Source organism: Flavobacterium sp. (genome assembly GCF_031409475.1).
In the GTDB taxonomy this organism is placed as follows: Bacteria; Bacteroidota; Bacteroidia; order Flavobacteriales; family Flavobacteriaceae; genus Flavobacterium.
Genome location: NZ_JANNXH010000072.1, coordinates 37,093 through 59,533, shown reverse-complemented (window position 1 = coordinate 59,533; position 22,441 = coordinate 37,093). Strand labels below are relative to the sequence as shown.

20 protein-coding genes are annotated in these 22,441 nt (G+C 33.5%); 9 read left to right on the top strand and 11 right to left on the bottom strand.

Annotated elements, in window-relative coordinates; genetic code table 11:
* Together nudK and meaB are read left to right on the top strand one after the other, a co-directional pair.
* Positions 1–582, top strand: a 582-nt coding sequence (nudK, locus tag RMO53_RS14125; protein WP_310381925.1) for a GDP-mannose pyrophosphatase NudK, incomplete at its 5' end; no start/stop codon positions are given.
* 60 nt (positions 583–642) lie between these two features.
* The gene (gene meaB / locus RMO53_RS14120; RefSeq protein ID WP_310381923.1) at positions 643–1,731 is read left to right on the top strand and encodes a methylmalonyl Co-A mutase-associated GTPase MeaB; all 1,089 of its coding nucleotides are present in this window, start codon (positions 643–645) and stop codon (positions 1,729–1,731) included.
* Here the strand turns inward: meaB and RMO53_RS14115 are convergent.
* From RMO53_RS14115 to RMO53_RS14095, 5 genes are all read right to left on the bottom strand, one after another.
* Positions 1,721–2,851, bottom strand: a complete 1,131-nt coding sequence (locus RMO53_RS14115) for an ATP-binding protein (protein ID WP_310381922.1) — start codon at positions 2,849–2,851, stop codon at positions 1,721–1,723. The two genes, meaB and RMO53_RS14115, sit on opposite strands and share 11 nt — an antisense overlap.
* A 448-nt stretch (positions 2,852–3,299) precedes the next feature.
* Complete coding sequence (locus RMO53_RS14110; RefSeq protein ID WP_310381921.1) at positions 3,300–3,530, bottom strand: hypothetical protein; 231 nt, start codon at positions 3,528–3,530, stop codon at positions 3,300–3,302.
* An 81-nt stretch (positions 3,531–3,611) separates the two neighbouring features.
* Positions 3,612–4,520 carry a prohibitin family protein gene (locus RMO53_RS14105; RefSeq protein ID WP_310381918.1) on the bottom strand — a complete coding sequence of 303 codons (909 nt, stop codon included), beginning with the start codon at positions 4,518–4,520 and terminating at the stop codon, positions 3,612–3,614.
* 73 nt (positions 4,521–4,593) lie between these two features.
* Positions 4,594–5,976, bottom strand: coding sequence for an MATE family efflux transporter (locus tag RMO53_RS14100; RefSeq protein ID WP_310381916.1), 1,383 nt, complete (start codon positions 5,974–5,976; stop codon positions 4,594–4,596).
* Between the two features lie 102 nt (positions 5,977–6,078).
* Positions 6,079–6,954, bottom strand: coding sequence for a PPK2 family polyphosphate kinase (locus RMO53_RS14095; protein ID WP_310381914.1), 876 nt, complete (start codon positions 6,952–6,954; stop codon positions 6,079–6,081).
* Positions 6,955–7,094: 140 nt separating this feature from the next.
* Here RMO53_RS14095 and RMO53_RS14090 point away from each other — a divergent pair, with 140 nt between their 5' ends.
* Together RMO53_RS14090 and RMO53_RS14085 are read left to right on the top strand one after the other, a co-directional pair.
* Positions 7,095–7,916 (top strand): DUF6929 family protein, encoded by an 822-nt coding sequence (locus RMO53_RS14090; protein ID WP_310381913.1) that lies wholly within the window; start codon positions 7,095–7,097, stop codon positions 7,914–7,916.
* A 197-nt stretch (positions 7,917–8,113) separates the two neighbouring features.
* Positions 8,114–8,512 carry a phospholipid scramblase-related protein gene (locus RMO53_RS14085; protein ID WP_310381929.1) on the top strand — a complete coding sequence of 133 codons (399 nt, stop codon included), beginning with the start codon at positions 8,114–8,116 and terminating at the stop codon, positions 8,510–8,512.
* 94 nt (positions 8,513–8,606) lie between these two features.
* On the opposite strand, the gene mtaB is transcribed toward RMO53_RS14085, so the two are convergent.
* From mtaB to RMO53_RS14065, 4 genes are all read right to left on the bottom strand, one after another.
* Positions 8,607–9,965 (bottom strand): tRNA (N(6)-L-threonylcarbamoyladenosine(37)-C(2))-methylthiotransferase MtaB, encoded by a 1,359-nt coding sequence (gene mtaB / locus RMO53_RS14080; RefSeq protein ID WP_310381911.1) that lies wholly within the window; start codon positions 9,963–9,965, stop codon positions 8,607–8,609.
* 134 nt (positions 9,966–10,099) lie between these two features.
* Complete coding sequence (locus RMO53_RS14075) at positions 10,100–11,302, bottom strand: ATP-binding protein (protein WP_310381909.1); 1,203 nt, start codon at positions 11,300–11,302, stop codon at positions 10,100–10,102.
* A 170-nt stretch (positions 11,303–11,472) separates the two neighbouring features.
* A complete protein-coding gene (locus RMO53_RS14070) occupies positions 11,473–12,648 on the bottom strand; it encodes a GlmU family protein (protein WP_310381908.1) in 1,176 nt (391 codons plus the stop codon).
* A 142-nt stretch (positions 12,649–12,790) separates the two neighbouring features.
* Positions 12,791–13,042, bottom strand: coding sequence for a type B 50S ribosomal protein L31 (locus RMO53_RS14065; protein ID WP_310381906.1), 252 nt, complete (start codon positions 13,040–13,042; stop codon positions 12,791–12,793).
* Between the two features lie 243 nt (positions 13,043–13,285).
* On the opposite strand from RMO53_RS14065, the gene RMO53_RS14060 reads away from it, so the two are divergent.
* The 5 genes from RMO53_RS14060 to RMO53_RS14040 all read left to right on the top strand — a co-directional run bounded on the left by RMO53_RS14060 (position 13,286) and on the right by RMO53_RS14040 (position 19,195).
* The gene (locus RMO53_RS14060) at positions 13,286–13,816 is read left to right on the top strand and encodes a DUF4199 domain-containing protein (RefSeq protein WP_310381905.1); all 531 of its coding nucleotides are present in this window, start codon (positions 13,286–13,288) and stop codon (positions 13,814–13,816) included.
* A gap of 8 nt (positions 13,817–13,824) precedes the next feature.
* A complete protein-coding gene (locus tag RMO53_RS14055) occupies positions 13,825–14,781 on the top strand; it encodes a glycosyltransferase family 2 protein (RefSeq protein ID WP_310381903.1) in 957 nt (318 codons plus the stop codon).
* An 83-nt stretch (positions 14,782–14,864) separates the two neighbouring features.
* Positions 14,865–16,592, top strand: coding sequence for a phospho-sugar mutase (locus RMO53_RS14050; protein WP_310381902.1), 1,728 nt, complete (start codon positions 14,865–14,867; stop codon positions 16,590–16,592).
* Positions 16,592–18,421: an ABC transporter ATP-binding protein gene (locus RMO53_RS14045; protein ID WP_310381900.1), complete on the top strand. Its 1,830-nt coding sequence runs from the start codon at positions 16,592–16,594 to the stop codon at positions 18,419–18,421. Before RMO53_RS14050 ends, RMO53_RS14045 begins: the two co-directional genes overlap by 1 nt.
* Positions 18,422–18,493: 72 nt before the next feature.
* The gene (locus tag RMO53_RS14040; protein WP_310381898.1) at positions 18,494–19,195 is read left to right on the top strand and encodes a DUF2971 domain-containing protein; all 702 of its coding nucleotides are present in this window, start codon (positions 18,494–18,496) and stop codon (positions 19,193–19,195) included.
* 41 nt (positions 19,196–19,236) lie between these two features.
* On the opposite strand, the gene RMO53_RS14035 is transcribed toward RMO53_RS14040, so the two are convergent.
* Both RMO53_RS14035 and RMO53_RS14030 read right to left on the bottom strand, forming a co-directional pair.
* On the bottom strand, positions 19,237–19,893 hold the full coding sequence (locus RMO53_RS14035; protein WP_310381896.1) for a hypothetical protein: 657 nt from the start codon (positions 19,891–19,893) through the stop codon (positions 19,237–19,239).
* A gap of 75 nt (positions 19,894–19,968) precedes the next feature.
* A complete protein-coding gene (locus RMO53_RS14030) occupies positions 19,969–22,437 on the bottom strand; it encodes a carboxypeptidase-like regulatory domain-containing protein (RefSeq protein ID WP_310381894.1) in 2,469 nt (822 codons plus the stop codon).
* Positions 22,438–22,441: the final 4 nt, after the last annotated feature.

Genomic DNA, 22,441 nt, shown 5'->3' with positions numbered 1-22,441 from the left:
ATGAAAAACCCAGAAATAAAAATCCAAAAAACCCAATTGCTTTCGGATAACTGGTATCGATTGAATAAAGTAACATTAGAATATCAAAAAAAGGATTCAACATGGGAAACTCAAATTCGGGAAGTCTACGATAGAGGAAATGGCGCCGTAATTTTGCTTTACAATTCCATTCATAAAACCGTAATTCTAACCCGTCAATTTCGGCTGCCAACTTATCTGAACGGAAATAAAACGGGAATGATGATCGAGGCTTGTGCTGGTCTTCTCGACAAAGACAACCCCGTAGAATGCATCATTCGAGAAACCGAAGAAGAAACGGGTTACCGTTTGTCCAAAGTCAAAAAAGTATTTGAAACTTATATGTCTCCGGGTTCCGTAACCGAAATTTTATACTTTTTTATAGGCGAATACAATGCGGCTATGAAAGTGAGTGAAGGCGGAGGAATTGTAACTGAACATGAAAATATTGATGTACTAGAATTCCCTTTTGAACAAGCATATACTATGATTGCTTCGGGAAAAATAAAAGATGCCAAAACAGTTATGCTGTTGCAATACGCCAAAATAAATAATCTTGTTTGATTTAATTAATTCAAATTTTTAATCTGAAATTTTACTATTTTTACTAAAACGATTTTAGTTTTGGAAAACAACAACAAAAAATATTCCGCATTACACGAAAAAGCAGGAATTTCTCCACCAGAAATTATCAGTTCAAGCGCTGTGGAACAAATTCAGGAATCACGTAAAATTCAACCTTCATCCATAGAATTGTTCAGAGGAATTTTATCAGGAAATATCACTGCATTAAGTCGGGCAATTACTTTAGTTGAAAGTTCAAATAGCAATCATTTAACAAAAGCCAATGAAGTCATAAACGCTTGCTTGCCTCATGCAAATAAATCAATTCGAATAGGAATTACGGGTGTTCCTGGCGTTGGAAAAAGCACTTTTATTGAAGTTTTTGGAAAACATCTAACTGGTTTAGGCAAAAAAGTAGCCGTTCTCGCAGTTGATCCCAGCAGTACGATTTCACACGGAAGTATTCTGGGAGATAAAACCAGAATGGAGGAATTAGTCAAAGACGCCAATGCCTTCATCAGACCATCAGCTTCGGGGGAAACACTTGGTGGAGTTGCTCGAAAAACTCGTGAAACCATTACACTTTGTGAGGCTTTTGGATTCGATACGATACTTATAGAAACCGTTGGTGTGGGTCAAAGTGAAACTGCTGTTCACAGTATGGTAGATTTCTTTTTACTACTAAAAATTGCTGGCGCAGGTGATGAATTGCAAGGTATCAAACGCGGAATTATGGAAATGGCCGATGCGATAGTTATTAATAAAGCGGATGGAGATAATATTAGAAAATCAAATTTAGCAAAAGTAGAATTTGGTAGCGCTTTGCATTTATTTCCTGCAAAAAAATCAGGATGGACGGCAACAGCATCAACTTGTAGTGCATTAACTCACGACGGAATTCCGGAAGTTTGGCAAACTATCGAGAAGTTTATAGAACTCACAAAAGGGAATAATTATTTTCAAGAAAAAAGAACAGAACAAAATCAATATTGGATGTTAGAAACCATAAATGAACAGCTAAAATCGAATTTTTATGACCATCCAGAAATTAAAAAATTATTAGATTCAACCAAAAGTGCGGTGCAAAACGATGAAATTTCACCATTTGCAGCCGCTCAAATCGTATTGAAAAGGTATTTTAAAGAATAAAATCCAAATGATTATCCTGATTAATTATTTCAAAAGTGGCATTTGGATATGATTTTGCAAATTCAGTTGGGATTTTTGTTTTTGATTTCCCCCATTTATATTCAAAAGCCGAAAGCTGTTCGTTTACTTCTTCAATTCTATCAATTTCTTGTTTGGTATGCGTTCTCCAAAAATAATCTAAAACATATTTTTCATTATAATCAAGCATTTTTATTCGTTCTGAATTCAAATAATTCTCCCACAATTTACCAACATCTTCTCTCATATTTAGCGGATTGAATGAATTGATTATTGCGTTTCGAATACCATTATCGACAAAATACCATTTTTTCATTTTCGTTATTTCGTTATCTCGATTTCTGCTCAATCCAGAAACGCTATAAATAATAAAGACTTTGCTAAATAAATCTAAATATTTTTCTACCGTGTTTTTACTGATTTGCAATTCTCTACCAATACTTTCTAATGAAATTTCACTTCCTGCTCTAAAAGCTATAATTTGAAGCAAAGCTATAATTTTGTCTCTTTTTTTAATACCTTCAAAAGCCAGAATATCTCTTAATAAATGATTATTTACAATTTCTTTGAGATACCTTATTTTGTCTTCCCGATTAGTAAACTTTGTCAATTCTGGGTAACTCCCAAAAATTAATCTTTCTTCTAGATTGTTTTTAGTGTCTAAATAACTTTCTTGTTTAGAAAACTCTAACTGTGCAATTGGGTAAAGATTCAGCGTTTTCATTCTGCCTACAAGTGGCTCTCCAATTTGATTGTTAATTTCAAACGCAGAAGAACCAGTAATTAAAACCTTCAAATCTGGAATGGTGTCAACCATCAGTTTTAGTTTTTTTCCAATATTTGGAACCTCTTGCGCTTCATCTATTACCAAGAGTTTTATGTCTCCTAAAACTCTTCTAAAATTTGCTGTGCTTTGAATTTCTAATAAATTATGGGTTTCTATATCGTCACCATTTAAAAAAAGAACTTTTTCATTGGCGTTTTTTATAATATTTTTAATCAATTGTGTTTTTCCAACACGTCTTGCGCCTAGCAAAACTAATACTTTATTAGGCTGTAGTTTTGCAGGAATTAGGTTTTCGTATATTCTATTTACTTCCATAACACATTTTATTAGAAGACAAATATACTGAATTATATTAATTACCGTCATTTAATTGACGGAAATCAATTAAATACCGTCAATAAAAAGACTGTATCTATGTATTAGAGATAAAAAAAACGGTTGCAAAATAATGAAATTTCACCATTTGCAGCCGCTCAATTTATATTAGAAAAGTATTTTAAAAGGTAAAATTACTACCCTAATTTTTCACTTTGTACCTACTTTCATTGAAATAAAAATCATAAAAATATTTAATTAAAAATAACCCTAAAAAAATTCTAGCTATTTTTCCTAAAACATAGCCACAATTATAGGCAAAATTAGTTTCAAAAATTGATATTAAATATAAAGAATAAATTCCATAGAAACTCTCTAAAATCCAATTTATTCCAATAATTAAAACAAAAAAATAATACACTTTTTTCATAAAATATAATTCTACTATTTACTCTTTTTCGTAACGTTCCATTTCTCTGTCGTAGAAATCATTAGCAAGAACAATAAGTCCTTCCATTTCGGCATTGAGTTCGCCTTCATCAAGATCTTCGGCTTCTTCCATAAACTCAACTTCATCGTCTTTGAGATTGATAATAAAACGGGGATAATCCAAGTGAACGATAAAAATATCTTCAGGAAAATCAGTATTGTCACCTAGTAAAAATTTTGGTAATTCCATGTTTGTTGTTGATTTGATTATTCGTTGTTTTGTTTATTTGAAATACGAATTAACGAATAACCAAATCAACTTTTAATAAAATTATTTATCAGACAAAATTATTGGCGCACTACCTTTTCCCATAAAAATAATTTTGGTGTTGGGCGATGTTGCTATTTCTTTTTGTGCTTTTATTTGCTCGTATTGCAGTTGTTTATCGGTTAGTCCTGACGAAATAATTCGCTGATAATCAGCAATACCTTGTGCTTCTACTCTTTTTCGTTCTGCTTCTTGCTTTTCTTTTTGCAAAACAAAAGTCATTTTTTGAGCATCTTGTTCGGCATTAATTTTACTTTCTATTGTTCTTTTTACTGATGAAGGTAAATTAATATTTCGAATTAATAATTGCTCCAAAACCAAACCTCTAGTTTTAAAATCAGCCTCGATACTTTTGAAAATTCGTTGTTGAAATTCCCCTCTTTTGGTAGAGTACAAAGCAACTGCATCATAATAAACAGCGTTGTCTCGAATGCGCGTTCTGGTTACAGGACGCACAATTTTATCGGTGTAATTTACTCCAATTCCTTTGAAAATTTTTGGAGCATCAACCGGTGAAATTCGATATAAAACCGTTAAGTCAATAACAACTTCCAATCCATCATTAGACAAAACACGAATAGCATCATCACCTTCTTGTGCACCTTCGCCATGAATGGCTGACATGGTGTAGTTTTGCGTTTGAATATCATAATTTGTAATGTCTAAAAGCGGGTTAATTATATGTAAACCACTCTCAAGAATATCTGGTTTCACGCTACCATAAAGCGATTGTACTCCTACTTTTCCAGCATCAATTTGTTTAAACATTGACGAAAAAATCCCCAAAGCTATTACTAATAGTCCTATGATTTTTAGTGTACCAGAAAATTTTGACAACGGGTTGTTTATATTGGTCTTTAATCCAAAACTCACAATGAGTAAAATAACTCCGATAATAATAAATAGTATCATTTTTTTGAAAATTAAATTGTTCGATTATTATACGAGAAAATAGATTGGAAGTTACAATTTTTTAAGAAAAACTTTATAATTCTGTGTTTTCCAAAAGTAATTTTCTGGTCATTCTTGCAAAACGAATATACAAAAATAATGCGGCTGCAGACAAACCAGCTAATAAACCAATCCAAACACCTACTGCTTTTAACTCGGTGTACTTTCCTAAATAAAACGAAGTGGGAAAACCTATAACCCAATAGGCAACGAAAGTAATATACATAGGGATTTTTACGTCTTGCAAACCGCGCAAAGCCCCAAGAACTACCACTTGGATTCCGTCCGAAATTTGAAAAACAGCTGCAACCAAAAGTAATTTGGCTGCAATTATTATTATTTCCTTGTTGTCTAAAGCTTGACTCGCATCAGACATATTCAAAAACAAATGCGGCAAATAATTATGCAATATTATGAATACAAGCGCAAAAATGGTTTCTAAAATTACGGTTAGTAAAAAAATGGAACGCGCTATAATTATCAATTGTGTAAAATCTTTAATCCCTTTGGCGTGACTCACTCTTATCATTGCTGCCACACTAATTCCCATAGCAATCATAAATGTTGAAGAGGACAGTGTTAATGCAATTTGATTTGCTGCTTGACTATTTTTTCCAAGAGTTCCTGACAACCATATTGCCGCTGTGAACAATGCTACTTCAAATAACATTTGCATAGCCGAAGGAAAACCCAGATTAATAATTCTTTTTAAGATTGATTTTCTTATTTCATCAAAACTAAAATTCTTAAAATAACACTGCAAAGCTTCCTGTTTTTGCAAAATATAATGCAGGAAAATCACCATCATTATTCTCGAAATCACCGTTCCTAATGCTGCACCAACAATTCCTAATTTAGGAAAACCCCAAACTCCATAAATCAAAACATAATTAAAAAAAATGTGAACCACATTAGCTAAATATATGGCGTACATGGAGTATTTTGTATGTGACAATCCATCAGCAAACTGTTTATATCCTTGAAAAATAATAACCGGAATTAGCGAAAAAGCAACCCAATCAATATAAGGCCCAGCTAATTCAACAACGGCTGTTGGCTGATTCATCAACCGCATTATGGGTTTTGATAAAATAATTAAAAGGCAAACAATTATGCCTAAAATGGTACAAAGTAACAAGCCATGATGAAATAGAGTTCGAATTTTATTTTCATCTTTCTCGGCATCAGCTTCTGCAACTAATGGAGTAATAGCAGTTGAAAATCCAATTCCTAATGACATTCCTATAAATATAAAACTATTACCTAGAGATACTGCTGCCAACTCGGTTGACCCAAGATTTCCAACCATGAAATTATCTACAATTCCTATTAAAGTATGACCAAGCATTCCTAAAATTACAGGATAAGCTAGCTTTAAATTATAGGAAAACTCTTTTGTATATATTGAAAAATTCAATTTCTAGTATTTTAAGATTGCAAATGTAATTAAAAATAACCCTTTCAGGGTTTAAAACCCTGAAAGGGTTAAGAATAAAATACACCAAAAATAGAATGAAATTTATCCTTCCAATTCCTTTCGATAAACATCAAAATTATCTTTTACCTTCTGGTCCAATTCTGGCTCTTTTATATCCGTAAGTTTTTGCATTTCTGCCCAAATAATTTCAGCAACAATATAACGAGCCATCTCTTTATCATCTGCTGGAATGATATACCATGGTGCAATTGCGGTCGAAGTTTTATTAATAGCATCCTGATAATAGTTCATATAATCATCCCAATAAGCACGTTCTTTTAAATCTCCAGGCGAAAACTTCCAATGATGCTCTTCATTTTCAAGTCGTCGCAACAAACGGATTCGCTGTTCCTCTTTGCTCATGTGAAAATAAAATTTAAGAACAATTGTGCCATTTTGTGAAATATGCTTCTCAAAATTATTGATTTGTTCCATTCTATTTTCCCAAAATTCAGGTGTAATATCCTCAACTTTTTCAATTCCAGGTAAATTTTCATTCAATATATATTCAGGATGCACTCGAGTAACCAGCACATTTTCATAATGCGTTCTATTAAAAACTGCAAATTTCCCTTTCTCCGGCAAAGCCAAATAATGCCGCCACAAATAATCGTGTTCCAGTTCCGTCGAATTGGGCGTTTTAAAACTATGAACCACCACACCGCGCGGATTAAATTCCTTAAAAACTTCGCGAATCAAACTGTCTTTCCCAGACGTATCCATGCCTTGTAAACAAATCAAAACGCCATATTTATTATGCGCATACATCACATCTTGCAACTCACTCAACTTGGCTTGTACTTTGTCTAATTTGGCCTCTTTTTCCTCCTCATCAGAGGCATTAAACAAATTCGTTGGTATTTTAGACAACTCCATTTTGCCTACCACTTTAAAATCATCAGGGTTTATAGATTTCATAAGAAATAATTTATATTTACAACTTCAAATATAACAAAAATTAGGAGCTTTTTCCTGCTATCGCCTTTATCTCGTTCCGTTTTACTCCACGAGGATATCGGCTCTATCAGGGCTAGGTAATTGGTTTACGAAACACATATATGCAAAATTTTACACTCGACACATTTTGTCAAATCTCCGGAATAGGCGCTGCCTCTGGACTTATTTTCAATTACGACAAGCTGTTTATCATTTCCGACAACAGTACATTTCTGTACCAATACGAGCTGTTGGATCAAAAACTAACTAAAATAAAACTACTTGAAAACAGTCAAGATAATATTCTCAAAAAAAACAAACCCGATTTCGAATCCATCACTCTCAAAGATAACAAACTCTATCTTTTTGGTTCCGGTTCAACGTCCAAAAGAGAAAAACGCCTCTCTTACAATCGAGAAACCAAAGAGATTAAAGAAAAAAGTCTCGAAAAAATATATCAAAAACTAAAAACCACAACGGCTATTTCTGATGAAGAGTTGAATATTGAAGGTGCTTTTTACAGCAACCAAAAATGGTTTTTTTTTCAACGAGGCAATGGTTCCGAATCTAAAAACGGGGTTTTTACTGTTGATGCTCAAAAAAATGCAACCTTCATTTCCATTCGGTTACCAAAAATCGATACTATCGAAGCCACATTTACAGATGCTATTTTAGTCGAAGATAAAATTTACTTCTTGGCAGCAGCCGAAAACACAACCTCAACTTATGACGATGGTGAAATTCTGGGAAGCATTATTGGTCAATTAAACATAACAACAATGGAGGTTAATTTTACACAAATAATATCTACAAAACATAAGTTCGAAGGATTAACTTTGTATAAAAAAACCCAAGACAAAATCGAATTTTTACTTTGCGAAGACAATGATACTCAGGTTTTAGAAACTATAATTTACAAACTCACATTAAACACTAACCATTAATAATTCACAATGAACCCAATATTAAATAAAAATATTTTTCTTATAAAAGAGCAAATCGGAATTTTCAAAGCCTCAAATAATTATGACGTTTATGATCCTCAAAACAATCAAATAATTCTAAATTGTAGAGAAATAAATCTTGGCTTTTTCGCTAAAATATTTCGTTTTACAGATTATAAACGCAGACACCTTTTGATATCGAAATCAAAACACCAAATGGCGAAAAAATACTTAGTGTAAAACGGGGCGTAACTTTTTTCCGTTCGGATGTAGAAGTATTCGATGAAAAGGATAGACTTATTGGACTTTTTAAACAAAAATTTTGGTCTTTTGGTGGCAAATTCGAAATCGACGACAAAAACGGAAACTCAATTTGCACCCTACAAGGCAAGTGGACTGGGTGGGATTTTAAATTCATGAAAGCCGAAAAAGAAATCGCGCATGTAAGTAAAAAATGGACTGGAATTGGCAAAGAATTTTTTACCAGCGCAGACAATTATGTACTTGAAATTGACAACAGCGTTCCTCAAGATGATGTGGTTAGACCACTCATTATGGCAGCCATAATGTGTATCGACATGGTTTTGAAAGAATAAAAACGGACAAAATTTTCAGATTTACTAAAGCTTCCAGCCTTTAAAAGGCTGTAAGCTTTAAAGACTGGAAACTTTAGTTTTTATAAAGATTCTTTTACACTTCAACATTCAAACCCGAGACCGCAGGTCGAACAGACGAAGTAAACTCCAGTCTCACGCTTCCTTCTTCATCAATTTTAGTCAAATTGATTTCTTGTAAAGTATTTGCTAATTCTGGATTCCAAGGTGTTTTTACTCGAACGTAATTCTCTGTAAAACCGTGAATGTAACCTTCTTTATTTTCAGTTTCAAACAAAACGGTTCTGTTAGTTCCAATCTGGCTTTCATAAAAAGCACGGCGTTTTTTTACAGATAATCCACGCAACATTTTGCTTCTTTTCGCTCGAACATTTGCAGGAACAACACCGTCCATTTTGGCAGCTTGGGTATTATCACGTTCTGAATAGGTAAAAACATGCAAATACGAAATGTCCATTTCATTAATAAAATTGTAGGTGTCGAGGAAATACGCATCGGTTTCTCCAGGGAAACCTACAATCACATCCACGCCAATACAAGCGTGTGGCATGACTTCTCGGATTTTATTTACTCGTTCGGTATAGACTTCACGTTGATAACGACGTTTCATTAACTTCAGGATTTCGTTACTTCCAGATTGTAACGGAATATGAAAATGGGGCACAAAAGTGCGACTTTGAGACACAAATTCAATAGTCTCATTTTTTAACAAATTAGGCTCGATAGATGAAATACGCAAACGTTCAATTCCTTCCACTTTGTCTAGTTCTTGAACTAATTCAAGAAAAGTATGCTCGTGTTTTTTATTTCCAAATTCCCCTTTTCCGTAATCACCAATATTCACTCCAGTAAGCACAATTTCTTTAATGCCTTGTTCCGAAATTTCTTTGGCATTTTTCAACACATTTTCTAATTCGTCACTTCTAGAAATCCCTCTTGCTAACGGAATGGTGCAATAGGTACATTTATAATCACAACCGTCTTGAACTTTCAAAAACGCTCGTGTTCTGTCTCCAATAGAATAACTTCCCACATAAAAATCAGCTTCTTCAATCTCGCAGGAATGTATTTCTCCAAAATCATTTTTGGATAAATCATTAATATAATCGGTGATTTTAAATTTTTCAGTAGCACCAAGAACTAAATCTACACCATCAACTGCAGCCAATTCTTCTGGTTTTAATTGGGCATAACAACCAACAGCAGCAACAAAAGCTTTGTCGTTGAGTTTCATCGCTTTTCGCACGACTTGCTTGAATTGTTTGTCGGCATTTTCAGTAACTGAACAGGTGTTGATGACGTAAATATCAGCTACTTCTTCAAAATCTACGCGGTCAAAACCTTCATTTGTAAAGGTTCTCGCAATGGTCGAAGTTTCGGAGAAGTTGAGTTTGCATCCTAAAGTGTAAAATGCTACTTTCTTTATATTTTCCATAAAATAGCTCGATTAAGAAACCTGCCTGCCGGCAGACAGGACATTGTCAAAGAATTGAGTGTGCAAATTTACATATAAATTGCAAGATTTAAAAATGGGTAAATTAGATAATTTTCATTTCAAAAATTCGTTCTTTAAAACATCAAATCCATCTTTTTCCACCACCAAAATTCCAAAGGAAAATCGAGATAATTTTGTGTAAATTTGTTATATTTATTGGTTTTTACTTCTTGTTCACTAAATTTTACTTCGACTGCAAAACCCTTTAAATAAGACGTTTCAATTACAAAATCAACTTCATTTCCATCAGCTGTTCGCCAATATTTAATTTGATCTTGGTCAAACCGTTCTGTAAGCAATCTAAATGCTAAATTTTCTAAAACCATTCCTTTATCAGCTCTTTGCTCGAGAGGCGAAAAATAATTAATCAATACGTTTCGCAATCCCAAATCGTTAATATAAACCTTCGGCATTTTGGTCAATTCCTTTCGCAAATTATTATAAAATGGTTTTACCAAAGTGATATGAAAACATTTCTGGAGCACATATAAATAATTTTCTGCCGTGGCATTAGTAATTCTTAAGGTATTCGAAATTTCGTTTACATTCAATAAATTACCAGATTGACTGGCGAGAAGCATCAACATTCTATAAAATTTAGTTTCATCCGTAATTCCAGATTCTAGAATGTCACGTTTAATAAATGAATCCCGAATGTCCTTGAGCAGCTCTATTTTTTGGGATATGTCATTTTCTAAAACCACCGCAGGATAACCGCCATAATTTACAAATTCGTCCATATATCCCCAAAGCACATTTTCATGAATAGATTTTGTTTTTTTCTTGTTTTTGAGTTTTAAAACCTCATCTACTAAATCATTTCTTCCTTTAAATAGTAAAAACTCTTCAAAATCAAGCGTTCCCATAAGGAATATTTTCTTTCTTCCTACAAGTGAATCATTAAACTGCTTGTCGATATAAAAAGCAGAACTTCCTGTGGCAACAATCTTCAATCGATCTGAATATTCATCGAAAAGTAATTTTATAAAAGTAGTCGCGTCGTTGAGATATTGAATTTCATCAATAAAAACAATAATTTTTTTATCCTGTTGCAACGGACAAATTTTGAACAAATTTTCGGGACTTTCATTGAGTTCGCCTAAAATTTCTTTCCGGTCTAAATTTAAGAAATAGACAGTTTCTCCCTTCTGATTCAAATCTTCAAACAATTGTTTCAAGAGCGTTGACTTCCCTATTTGCCTAGCACCAATAAGGATTGTAAACTCTTTTTTTGAAAGATGTTTGGCAATTATAGACTGTTTTTTTCGCTGTATCATCTTGCAAAGATACTAAAAATTATAAAATATCGAATATTTTTAAAATATTTTTTAAAAAAATCCGATATTTTATATTATGTAGTATTTAAAATATACGATAATTTACATTGTAGTATATGTAAAATATCAGATATTAATTTTAATTACCACTAAATATAGGCATTTAAGATTTATTCTTTTCGCCACTTTTTAGTCAACTCAAAAACATGTTCTAAAATTCTAGCTTCGGTTTCATCGAAATCAACATTCCTGCGACTCATTACCAATCGAGCGGTCTCAAAAGCCTTGGAAGTTAAATAGGTAGTAAAACCAGAATTTCCTCCCCAAGAAAAACTAGGAACAAAATTGCGAGGAAAACCACTTCCGAAAATATTAGCACTCACTCCTACTACTGTTCCGGTATTGAACATCGTGTTGATTCCGCATTTACTGTGATCACCCATCATTAATCCGCAAAATTGCAATCCTGTTTTGGCAAAACCTTCGGTTTCATAACTCCATAATTTTACTTCGTCATAATTATTTTTAAGGTTAGAAGTATTCGTGTCCGCACCAATATTACACCATTCGCCCAGAACTGAATTCCCTAAAAACCCGTCGTGTCCTTTGTTTGAATAACCAAATAATACGGCATTGTTCACTTCTCCACCAATTACAGAATGTGGTCCAACTGTAGTTGCACCGTATACTTTAGAAGCTAGTTTAACTCTACCCGATTCGCACAAAGCAAACGGTCCACGAATCACAGTGCCTTCCATTATTTCAGAATTTTTTCCAATGTAAATCGGTCCAGTTGAAGCATTAAGCGTCACAAAATTGAGCGTTGCGCCTTCTTCAATAAAAATATTTTGGGGTGAAATTACATTGACACTTTTAGGAATAGGTTGCGATTTTCTGTCTTCGGTTATCAATTCAAAATCTTCTCGAATTGCAGCGTCGTTATTAGCAAAAATATCCCAAGTGTGCTCAACTCTTAAACATTCCCCTTCAAATTCTATGATTTCATAGGTTTCAAAATCTACTTCTTCCTGATTTTCTTGAGTATAAAACCCGATAACATCGTCTCCTTTGAAAATAGCTTGATTCTTTTGAAGATTACCAATCCTTTCAGCCAAAATAGCATTAGGAAGAAATGAAGCATTTATCATTACGTTTTCTTCCATCTCCACCATAGGGAATTTCTCTGACAAATAATCCTCCGTTACCGTTGTGGTAGTAGAACCCAATCGCATTTCCCATTTTTCACGAATGGTTAAAATCCCGATTCGAATATCTGCAACAGGTCGTGTGAATGTAAATGGTAATAACGCAATTCTTGCTGGACCGTCGAAAAGTATGTAGTTCATTTTGATTTTATTTATTTTGTTAGAGACGTTGCAATGCAACGTCAGTACTTTAGAAATTCAAAGTTACAAAGTTTTGAACGCAATAAAAATAAAAAAAGCCCCACAAAATGTGAGGCTTCCTATATTATTAAACTGATAAATATTATTTACCGTGTTTAGCGTATTTCGTTTTAAATTTATCGATACGACCCGCAGTATCAATAAGTTTAGATTTACCTGTGTAAAAAGGGTGAGAAGTTCTGGAAATCTCCATTTTTACAACTGGATATTCAACACCGTCAACTGTTATTGTTTCTCTTGTATCTGCTGTAGATTTAGTAATAAAAACATCTTCGTTTGACATGTCTTTAAAGGCAACTAATCTGTAATTTTCTGGGTGAATTCCTGTTTTCATCTTTATTTTATTTATTTTTTTGAGTGTTTTGATTTTGAAGCTTCCTCTTTTTGAGAAAGGTATAAATGCAACTACTCTTTTTGTTAATTACTCTTTAATTATTTAGAGTGTGCAAATTTACACTTATTTTTTAATAATCAAATCTTTGTGTGGCTTTTTTTATATAATCGTAAAAACTGATTTTTGTCCCTGAATATATTGGGAATTGTTATATTTGTAGATTAATATTAAAACTAACTTACAATGATCAATGAAATTATAAAAAGAAACGCAGTTACATTTGGAGTTATAACAGGGATAGTTTCCTCATTAATCACGGCAACAATTTATGCAATTGATTTAAGTTTATTTACGGAATGGTGGGTTGGAATACTGAGCATTTCAGCTTATCTTGCTATTGGGATAATTCTACTTTCAAAAACAAAAAAAGAATTACAAGGTGTTTTCCCATTTAAGGATGCATTTACAACTTACTTTATTTCGGCAGTAATCGGAATATTAATTTCAGTAGTTTTTAACATTATTTTATTCAATTTTATTGATCCCGCTGCTAAAGAAACTTTAAAAGAATTAACTATTAAGTATACCGTTGGAATGATGGAAAAATTTGGCGCACCTGCCAGTGGTATAAATGAAGCTATAGCAAAACTGAAAGAAAACGATCCATATTCCATAATTGAATTACTAAAAGGTTCTGCTTTTAGTATAGTGTTTAGTAGTGTTTTTGGTTTAATTATGGCGGCATTTTTCAAAAGTAAAACTACCCAAGAATAAATAATTTAATGAATTTATCCCTACTTATCCCGCTTCTTAACGAAGAGGAATCACTGAAAGAACTTTATACTTGGATTATTTCAGTAATGAAATCCAACAATTATTCCTATGAAATCATATTTCTGGATGATGGCAGCACGGATCAGTCGTGGGCTATCATTGAAGGCTTTGCTACAGGAAATTCAAATGTGAAAGGGATTCGCTTTATGAAAAATTTTGGTAAATCTCAAGCTTTACATGCTGGTTTTGCTAAAGCTCAAGGTGATGTTATTATCACTATGGATGCCGATTTACAAGACAGTCCAGAAGAGATTCCTGGTTTGTACGAAATGATTACGAGTCAAAATTTTGATTTGGTTTCTGGTTGGAAAAAGAAACGTTACGATTCTGTAGTTTCGAAAAACTTACCTTCTAAGCTATTTAATTGGGCAGCCCGAAAAACATCTGGTGTTACGCTGAATGATTTTAATTGCGGACTCAAAGCATACAAAAATGTAGTTGTAAAAAACATAGAAGTTTCGGGCGAAATGCATCGATACATTCCTGTTCTTGCAAAAAATGCAGGTTTCAATAAAATTGGAGAAAGAATTGTACAACACCAAGCTCGTAAATATGGCGAAACTAAATTTGGAATGGAACGATTTATCAATGGTTTCTTAGATTTAATCACCATTTGGTTTCTTTCCCGTTTTGGAAAAAGACCCATGCACTTGTTTGGCGCACTTGGTTCAATGATGTTTATAATTGGATTTATTTCGGCAGGATTTATTGGGATTTCAAAACTTTATAATCTATACAGTGATTTACCTTATACTTTGGTCACTAACAATCCTTGGTTTTATATTGCGCTAACCACAATGGTATTGGGAACACAATTGTTTCTTGCTGGATTTCTAGGAGAGATTATTTTGAGATCCAAAAACAACGAAGAACGTTATAAAGTTTCAAGTGAGGTAAATTTTTAATATATTTATTGTTAGCATCACAAATTGTGATCTCAAAGTAGATTAAACTCATTAAACACATAAATTTCTAAAAACATATAAAAATGGAAATCAAACCAAACATTTTAGACGCCCTGAACGAATGGCTAACTCCTACTTTTGACAACCAAACGCAAGAAGCAGTCAAAGCTATGATGACAACTTCGCCAAAAGATCTTGAAGAAAGTTTTTATAAAAATTTAGAATTTGGAACTGGCGGAATGCGTGGAATTATGGGTGCAGGAAACAATCGCATCAACAAATATACCCTTGGAAAAAGCACACAAGGACTTTCTGACTATATGCACAGTTCATTTCCAAACCAGCAATTAAAAGCAGTTATTGCTTATGATTGTCGAAAAAACAGTGACACTTTAGCAAAAACAGTTGCAAATGTTTTCTCTGCGAATGGAATTCAAGTGTATTTATTTTCGGATTTACGACCAACGCCAGAATTGTCATTTGCGCTCAAATATTTGGGTTGCCAATGCGGAATAGTACTTACCGCATCTCACAATCCACCAGAATATAATGGTTATAAAGTGTACTGGGAAGATGGTGGACAAATTGTGCCTCCGCAAGATGAAGGAATTATCAACACGATTGAAAATTTAAACTACAACCAAATCAAGTTTGACGCAAACGAAGATTTGATTCATTATATCGACACCGAAATTGACCAAGCTTTTATAAAATCGACTATCGAGAATGCTAGTTTTGGAACTTCGGCTGAAGCCAAAAAAAATCTAAATGTTGTTTTCACCTCTTTGCACGGAACTTCAATTACATTAGTTCCTGATACTTTTGCGCAAGCAGGTTACACAAATGTGCATATTGTTGAGGAGCAAAGAGTTCCAAACGGAGATTTCCCAACGGTAAAATCTCCAAATCCCGAAGAACCAGAAGCCTTAACTATGGCACTAGAATTAGCAGATAAAACGAAATCGGATATAGTTATTGGGACTGATCCTGATTGCGATCGCCTTGGCGTTGCAGTTCGAAATAATGAAGGCAATATGACGCTGCTCAACGGAAACCAAACTATGATTTTGATGACCGCATTTTTATTGGAACAATGGAAAAAAGCTGGGAAAATCAATGGAAACCAATTTGTAGGTTCAACCATAGTTTCGACTCCTATGATGATGGAACTCGCCACAAATTATGGAGTGGAATGCAAAATTGGACTAACCGGTTTTAAATGGATTGCCAAAATGATCAAGGATTTCCCAGAATTAGAATTCATAGGTGGTGGAGAAGAAAGTTTTGGATTTATGGTGGGCGATGCGGTTCGTGATAAGGATGCCGTTGCTGCAACATTGTTAGTTTGTGAATTAGCGGCACAAGCCAAAGCGCAAGGAAGTACAGTTTACAAAAAATTATTACAATTGTATGTAGAAAACGGATTTTACAAAGAGCATCTTATTTCTTTAACCAAAAAAGGAATGGATGGTTTACAAGAAATAAACCAAATGATGATCGATATGCGAGAAAATCCTTTGAAAGAAATCAACGGGCAACGTGTGATTTTGCGAGAGGATTACCAATCATCGATAGCCAAAAATTTACTCTCAGGAGAAGAAACCGTGATGAATATTCCAAAATCGAATGTGCTTATTTATTATACCGAAGACGGTTCTAAAATTTGTGCCAGACCAAGTGGAACCGAACCAAAAATTAAATTTTACATCAGCGTAAATACTGAATTGGAAAGCGTAGAAAATTTCACGAAAGTAGAAGCTGTGCTTAATGACAAAATTAAAAATATAATTATTGCAATGCGATTGAACTAATGGACAAAAATTTATTAAAACTAATTCCTTATACAAAACCATATAAATCTCACATCATTTGGAATGTGACCTACAACATCTTGTACGCCTTATTTAGTACCATTTCTATGTTAACCCTGCTTCCGGTTTTGCAAGTACTTTTTGGTAAAGTCAAAACAATTGAAAAAGCCCCGTTGTATAGTGGAATTGGGAATATAAAAGATTTTGCTACTGATTTTTTATATTATAAAATTTCAGAATTAACAAAAGAAAGTGGCCCTCAATTTGCACTTTTATTGGTAGTTTCTTTGGTTATTACCACTTTTTTGTTCAAAAATTTATTTAATTATTTGGCATCTCATCATATTATGCACCTCAAAAATGGCGTTTTACGAGATTTACGAAAATCGATGTATGATAAAATCGTTGAATTACCCATTTCTTTTTATTCCGAAAAAAGAAAAGGTGACATTATGGCTCGAATGCTTGGTGATGTCAACGAAGTTCAAAATTCCTTTTTTTCGGTGTTGGAACTTGTGGTCAAAGAACCTTTAACGATTGTTTTTGCAATTGTTACAATGTTTTTCATAAGTGTGAAACTGACGCTTTTCGTTTTAATTTTCATTCCTCTATCGGGTTTAATTATTTCAAAAATCGCCAAAAATTTGAGAGCACAATCACTACAAGCACAAAAGGAAAGCGGTTTCCTTATTTCTATAGTAGATGAAAGTTTAGGTGGTTTAAAAGTGATTAAAAGTTATAATGCCGAAGCTAATTTCAAAAGTAGATTTAACGATTCCGTAACTCGATTATTAAATTTATCAAACAGTATTGGAGACAAAAATAATTTGGCAACACCATTGAGTGAATTTTTAGGAATAACAACAATAGCGGCATTGCTCTGGTATGGTGGGAATTTAGTTTTAATAGACAAAACCCTTGATGGTGCTGCTTTCATTGTTTATCTCACTTTGGCCTTCAATATTTTGACACCTGCAAAAGCCATTTCAAAAGCATCCTACGCCGTAAAAAATGGGTTGGCTGCTGCAGAACGGGTTTTTGAAGTTCTCGAAGTCGAAAACGAAATCACTTCTAAAGAAAATGCTGTTGATAAAAACACTTTTGAAAACACAATAATTCTAAAAAATATTAACTTTAGTTACGAAGAAGAAATCGTTTTAAAAGACTTTTCACTCGAAGTTAAAAAAGGACAAACCGTTGCACTCGTTGGTCAATCTGGAAGCGGAAAAAGCACCATTGCCAATTTACTGACTCGTTTTTATGATGTAAACGAAGGAACAATTGAAATTGATTCAGTCAATATTAAAGATATAAATTTGCAATCGCTGCGGGGTTTGATGGGATTAGTAACACAAGATAGTATTTTGTTTAATGACACTATAAAAGCCAATATTGCACTTGGAAAATTGGACGCTACTGATGATGAAATTATTGAAGCCTTGAAAATAGCTAATGCGTTTGAATTCGTTTCTGAATTACCAAATGGAATATACACCAACATTGGGGACAGTGGCAACAAACTTTCTGGTGGACAAAAACAACGGTTATCCATTGCTCGTGCGGTTCTCAAAAATCCACCAATTATGATTCTAGACGAAGCTACATCAGCATTGGATACCGAAAGCGAAAAATTTGTGCAAGTTGCCTTAGAAAATATGATGCAAAATAGAACTTCGATTGTTATTGCGCACCGACTTTCGACTATTCAAAAAGCAGATAAGATTGTGGTGATGCAAAAAGGAGAAATCGTTGAGCAAGGAACCCACGAAGAACTAATTACAATGAATGGAACGTATAACAAATTGGTAACGATGCAATCGTTTGAATAATATAGTAATCAATTGGTACACGGATAAAACGGATTTGCTAAAGCAAAAACACGGATTTTTAATTTAAAAAAAATGTACCTCAACAATCCCAATATAAAGCTTCCAGAAGATCCAGACACTATTGTTTGGAAATATCTTGATTTATCAAAATTTCTTGATTTGTTGATGTCACAGAAGTTATTTATGTCGCGTTCGGATAAATTCGAGGATCAATATGAAGGTACTTTTAGCGAACCTACTTATGAGGAAATAAAAAAAATTGCAGAAAATAACCCCGCATTTTTAAACTATTACAAATCACATCGCGAGAAAGTCGCAATCAGTAGTTGGCACATTAACGAATACGAATCGTTTGCGATGTGGCAAATTTTCACTCAAAACAGCGAAGGTTTGGCAATACAATCTACTGTAAAACGGTTGAAAAACGCTTTGAGTTCTGAAAAAAAATACGAGCAATACATTGGCGAAGTCAATTACATCGACTACAAGAAAGAGTACATTCCGTTTGACGATCTATTTTTTCCTTTTTTGTTCAAGCGTAAAAGCTTTCAGTACGAAAGAGAAGTTCGTATCATTTCGGATGTTACCAAAAGCAATATTAAATTGAATGATGGACTAAAAATAAATGTAGACATTAATCAATTAATCGAAAAAATCTACATTCATCCGAAATCTGAAAACTGGTACAAAAACCTTGTTATCGAATTGGTTTCAAAATTAGGTTTTGATTTCACGATAGAAAAATCAGATTTGGAGAGCGATATTTTGATATAAGTCTTTATTCGGATTTATTCGGATTTATCAAATATCCCAAATTAGTTGATGCTGTGATTAGGTTTTCCCTCTGTTTGTTCAATTATCTTCATTAATAAATTGTCAATATGTCGAGTTGATAAACTTCTGCCATATTCGTTTTCTAATTTATTTTTTTGAGCAAAACATTTATAAAAAAACGAAGCATATTCTTTATCAATTCCTTTCGCATCGATTTGCTCTTTGTAATTATGTTGAAATTTAGTTTTTAAAAGTCCAATTGCTTTAACTGCTCTAGTGTCATAAATAAAAAACAAGTGTGGAAAATGAAAATGTAAATATTTTGAACTGAAAGACCTTTTATTTTGTTCCGTCAAATCTTTAATCAAATCAGTTAAATAAAAATGAACTTTTAGGATTTCTGGAATATTTTTTTCTGTCAATTCCGTATGAGATTTTAGTTTGTTTAGATGAAAATCTAATTCTGATTTTTTAAATTTTGGTGCAACTTTGTCAATATAAAAATTATCATTTTGTTCCGTTTTATTTTTTCGTCTTTCGATTGCTGCAGCATATGCTCGACCAATTAAAATTACTTTCCCAACAACCTTATCAGTCTGTTCGTGAGTAAAATTTTCTTTGCACATATTATAAAGAATTTCATTTACAAAATCCCATTCGGTTTGTTCGGTTTGTTTGATTAATTCCTTATTTATCATTTAATTTCTATAAATTTATTAACCGCAATTTTTTTCTGCTTATACACATCTTACGATTCTTAATATCCTTTCCCATCACAACCTCGCATTCAGCTTCACGCTAAAAACTCTGGTGGTCAGGTAATTTGGAATACCGTATTGATTTTTCGAATACACATCGCGAACCCAAGTATTGGTGATGGCGTTTTGATTGTCAAAAAGATTAAAAATTTCTATACCAATAGCTAATTCCTTGAAGTTCTTTAACCAACCGATTTTGGTACTAGCTGATTTTTCATCGATTAAAACTTTAGAAAATCCTACATCTACTCTGCGGTAATCTCTCAATCTGTTTTGGTACAAATAAGGATCTGCATACGATGGCGAACCTCCAGGCAAACCAGTATTATAAACTAAGTTCAGGTAAAGTTTTACACTTGGAATATTAGGCATAAAATCTTGGAAGAGCAATCCAAATTTCAATCGTTGATCTGTTGGTCTGGCAATATAACCTTTGTTATCGCTGTTTTCTTCGGTTTTTAAGTAGCCAAAACTAAACCAAGATTCGGTTCCAGGAACAAATTCTCCGTTCAATCTAAAATCAAATCCTTGTGCGTAGGCTTTGGCAATATTAGATGCTGCATAACGTATGCGAACATTGTCTAAAGTATATGTATTAACATCAGTTAACGATTTATAATACAGTTCCGAGACCATTTTAAACGGGCGATTCCACATCGTAAAACTATAATCATTACTCAAAACGAAGTGAATGGATTGCTGTGCTTTAACATCTGGCTGCACAACTCCATCGGCATCTCTTAACTCTCGATAAAATGGCGGCTGATGATACAATCCGCCCGAAAGTCTGAAAACCATATCTTTTTCCCACAATGGTTTTATAGCAATTTGTGCTCTTGGACTAACCGTAATTTGGCTTTCGCCAATAGTATTTTCGCCATCAACTTGCCATTGATGCATTCTAATTCCGGCATTATACCAGACTTCGCTTGTGCCTAAATAGCCTTTTCTACTCCATTGTGCATAGCCCGAAAATCTATTAATTGTATTGAAATTAGTCGCTCTCACATTTTGATAGGGAACTAATGGTCCAGTATATGAATTGTAGGGTTGATCGTTTTTTGGTAAAATAACTCGTGGTGGATTTATAGAAAATCCTGCTGAATCAATCACTTCCCACTCTACAACTCGATCCCGAATGGATTCGCGAGTGTATTTCATTCCCCATTCGATTTGATTTTGTTTCCAATTATGAAAACCTTTTAACTCGGTATTTACTATTAGTGCATCTAAATCGTTCCGGGCATGGTTTATTTGAGAACCAATCCCTTTTGTATAGGAAACATCACCAAAAGTTTGTGAACCAATATTTGAATCCACTTCGCCCAAACGATACTCCGCCAAAATATCAAAATATTCTTGCTCCTGTGTATGATAAGCCGATGCAATAAACTTGTAGGTAGCGTTTTCTGAAGCTACAAAAGTTGATTTTATGGCACCAAAATAAGTGTTGTATTTATCTTTTTCTTGGCCTTCATAGAAAACTAATAATGCTATTGGATTATCAATTGTTCCAAAATTTGTTTGGCGTGTCAAGGGTTGATAATTGTATTTATTTTGCGAAATGTTTCCCAGAAAACTCCATTGCCATTTTGTAGAAGCATTAAAATTGACATTAGTTTGAATATCCGCAAATGTGGGTGTAAAATTAGTTTGTGTTTCTTGGCTGTTTACCAAAAGGCTGTTGTTTCGATAGCGCAGACCCGTAATTGCAGACCATTTATTATCCTTTGATATTGCATCAAATGCAACGCTTGCACCAAGAAAACTGGCTTCGGCTACGGCTCCAAATTTTGTTGGTTTCCGATACGTTATATCTAAAACCGAAGATAATTTATCTCCAAATTTAGCCTGAAAACCACCTGCCGAAAAATCAATGTTTTGAACCAAATCCGTATTGGTAAAACTCAATCCTTCTTGTTGACCTGAACGAATTAAGAACGGGCGATAGACTTCGATTTCATTTACATAAACTAAATTCTCATCATAATTTCCACCACGAACGGCATATTGCGTACTCAATTCATTATTAGAGTTTACGCCTGGCAAGGATTTCAAAATGTTTTCGACACCCGCATTTGCTCCTGGTATTTTTCTAATAACACTAGGTTCAATAGTAACAATGCCTTGAATACGTTTTTTGTTATTAGCCGTTACGACAACTTCGCCCATTTGTTCCGCTTCATCACTCATAACCAAGTTGAGTTCTTGATCCTCGTTTGGTTTTAATGTAACGGTTACAGTCGCTTTTTTTAGTGAAACATGTGTAAAAACAACAACAACTTTTTGATTTGCAGGAATATTAATTTCGAAAAAACCATTATTGTTTGTTTGCGTTCCATTTCCTGAAGTGGACACATTTACATTGACTACAGGTTGATTGTTTTTGTCTAAAATAATTCCTTTTAATCGTGCTGTTTGAGCTGTAGCTATAAATCCAGTTAGGGAAAAAAGAAAAATCAGTATAATTTTAGTTACTCTCAAAAGT

Coding starts and splice junctions, on each gene's coding strand:
- RMO53_RS14115 (WP_310381922.1), bottom strand. CDS start 2,851: ATGGAAGTAAATAGAATATACGAAAACCTAATTCCTGCAAAACTACAG.
- RMO53_RS14110 (WP_310381921.1), bottom strand. CDS start 3,530: ATGGAATTACCAAAATTTTTACTAGGTGACAATACTGATTTTCCTGAA.
- RMO53_RS14105 (WP_310381918.1), bottom strand. CDS start 4,520: ATGATACTATTTATTATTATCGGAGTTATTTTACTCATTGTGAGTTTT.
- RMO53_RS14095 (WP_310381914.1), bottom strand. CDS start 6,954: ATGAAATCTATAAACCCTGATGATTTTAAAGTGGTAGGCAAAATGGAG.
- RMO53_RS14090 (WP_310381913.1), top strand. CDS start 7,095: ATGCAAAATTTTACACTCGACACATTTTGTCAAATCTCCGGAATAGGC.
- mtaB (WP_310381911.1), bottom strand. CDS start 9,965: ATGGAAAATATAAAGAAAGTAGCATTTTACACTTTAGGATGCAAACTC.
- RMO53_RS14075 (WP_310381909.1), bottom strand. CDS start 11,302: ATGATACAGCGAAAAAAACAGTCTATAATTGCCAAACATCTTTCAAAA.
- RMO53_RS14070 (WP_310381908.1), bottom strand. CDS start 12,648: ATGAACTACATACTTTTCGACGGTCCAGCAAGAATTGCGTTATTACCA.
- RMO53_RS14065 (WP_310381906.1), bottom strand. CDS start 13,042: ATGAAAACAGGAATTCACCCAGAAAATTACAGATTAGTTGCCTTTAAA.
- RMO53_RS14060 (WP_310381905.1), top strand. CDS start 13,286: ATGATCAATGAAATTATAAAAAGAAACGCAGTTACATTTGGAGTTATA.
- RMO53_RS14055 (WP_310381903.1), top strand. CDS start 13,825: ATGAATTTATCCCTACTTATCCCGCTTCTTAACGAAGAGGAATCACTG.
- RMO53_RS14050 (WP_310381902.1), top strand. CDS start 14,865: ATGGAAATCAAACCAAACATTTTAGACGCCCTGAACGAATGGCTAACT.
- RMO53_RS14045 (WP_310381900.1), top strand. CDS start 16,592: ATGGACAAAAATTTATTAAAACTAATTCCTTATACAAAACCATATAAA.
- RMO53_RS14040 (WP_310381898.1), top strand. CDS start 18,494: ATGTACCTCAACAATCCCAATATAAAGCTTCCAGAAGATCCAGACACT.
- RMO53_RS14035 (WP_310381896.1), bottom strand. CDS start 19,893: ATGATAAATAAGGAATTAATCAAACAAACCGAACAAACCGAATGGGAT.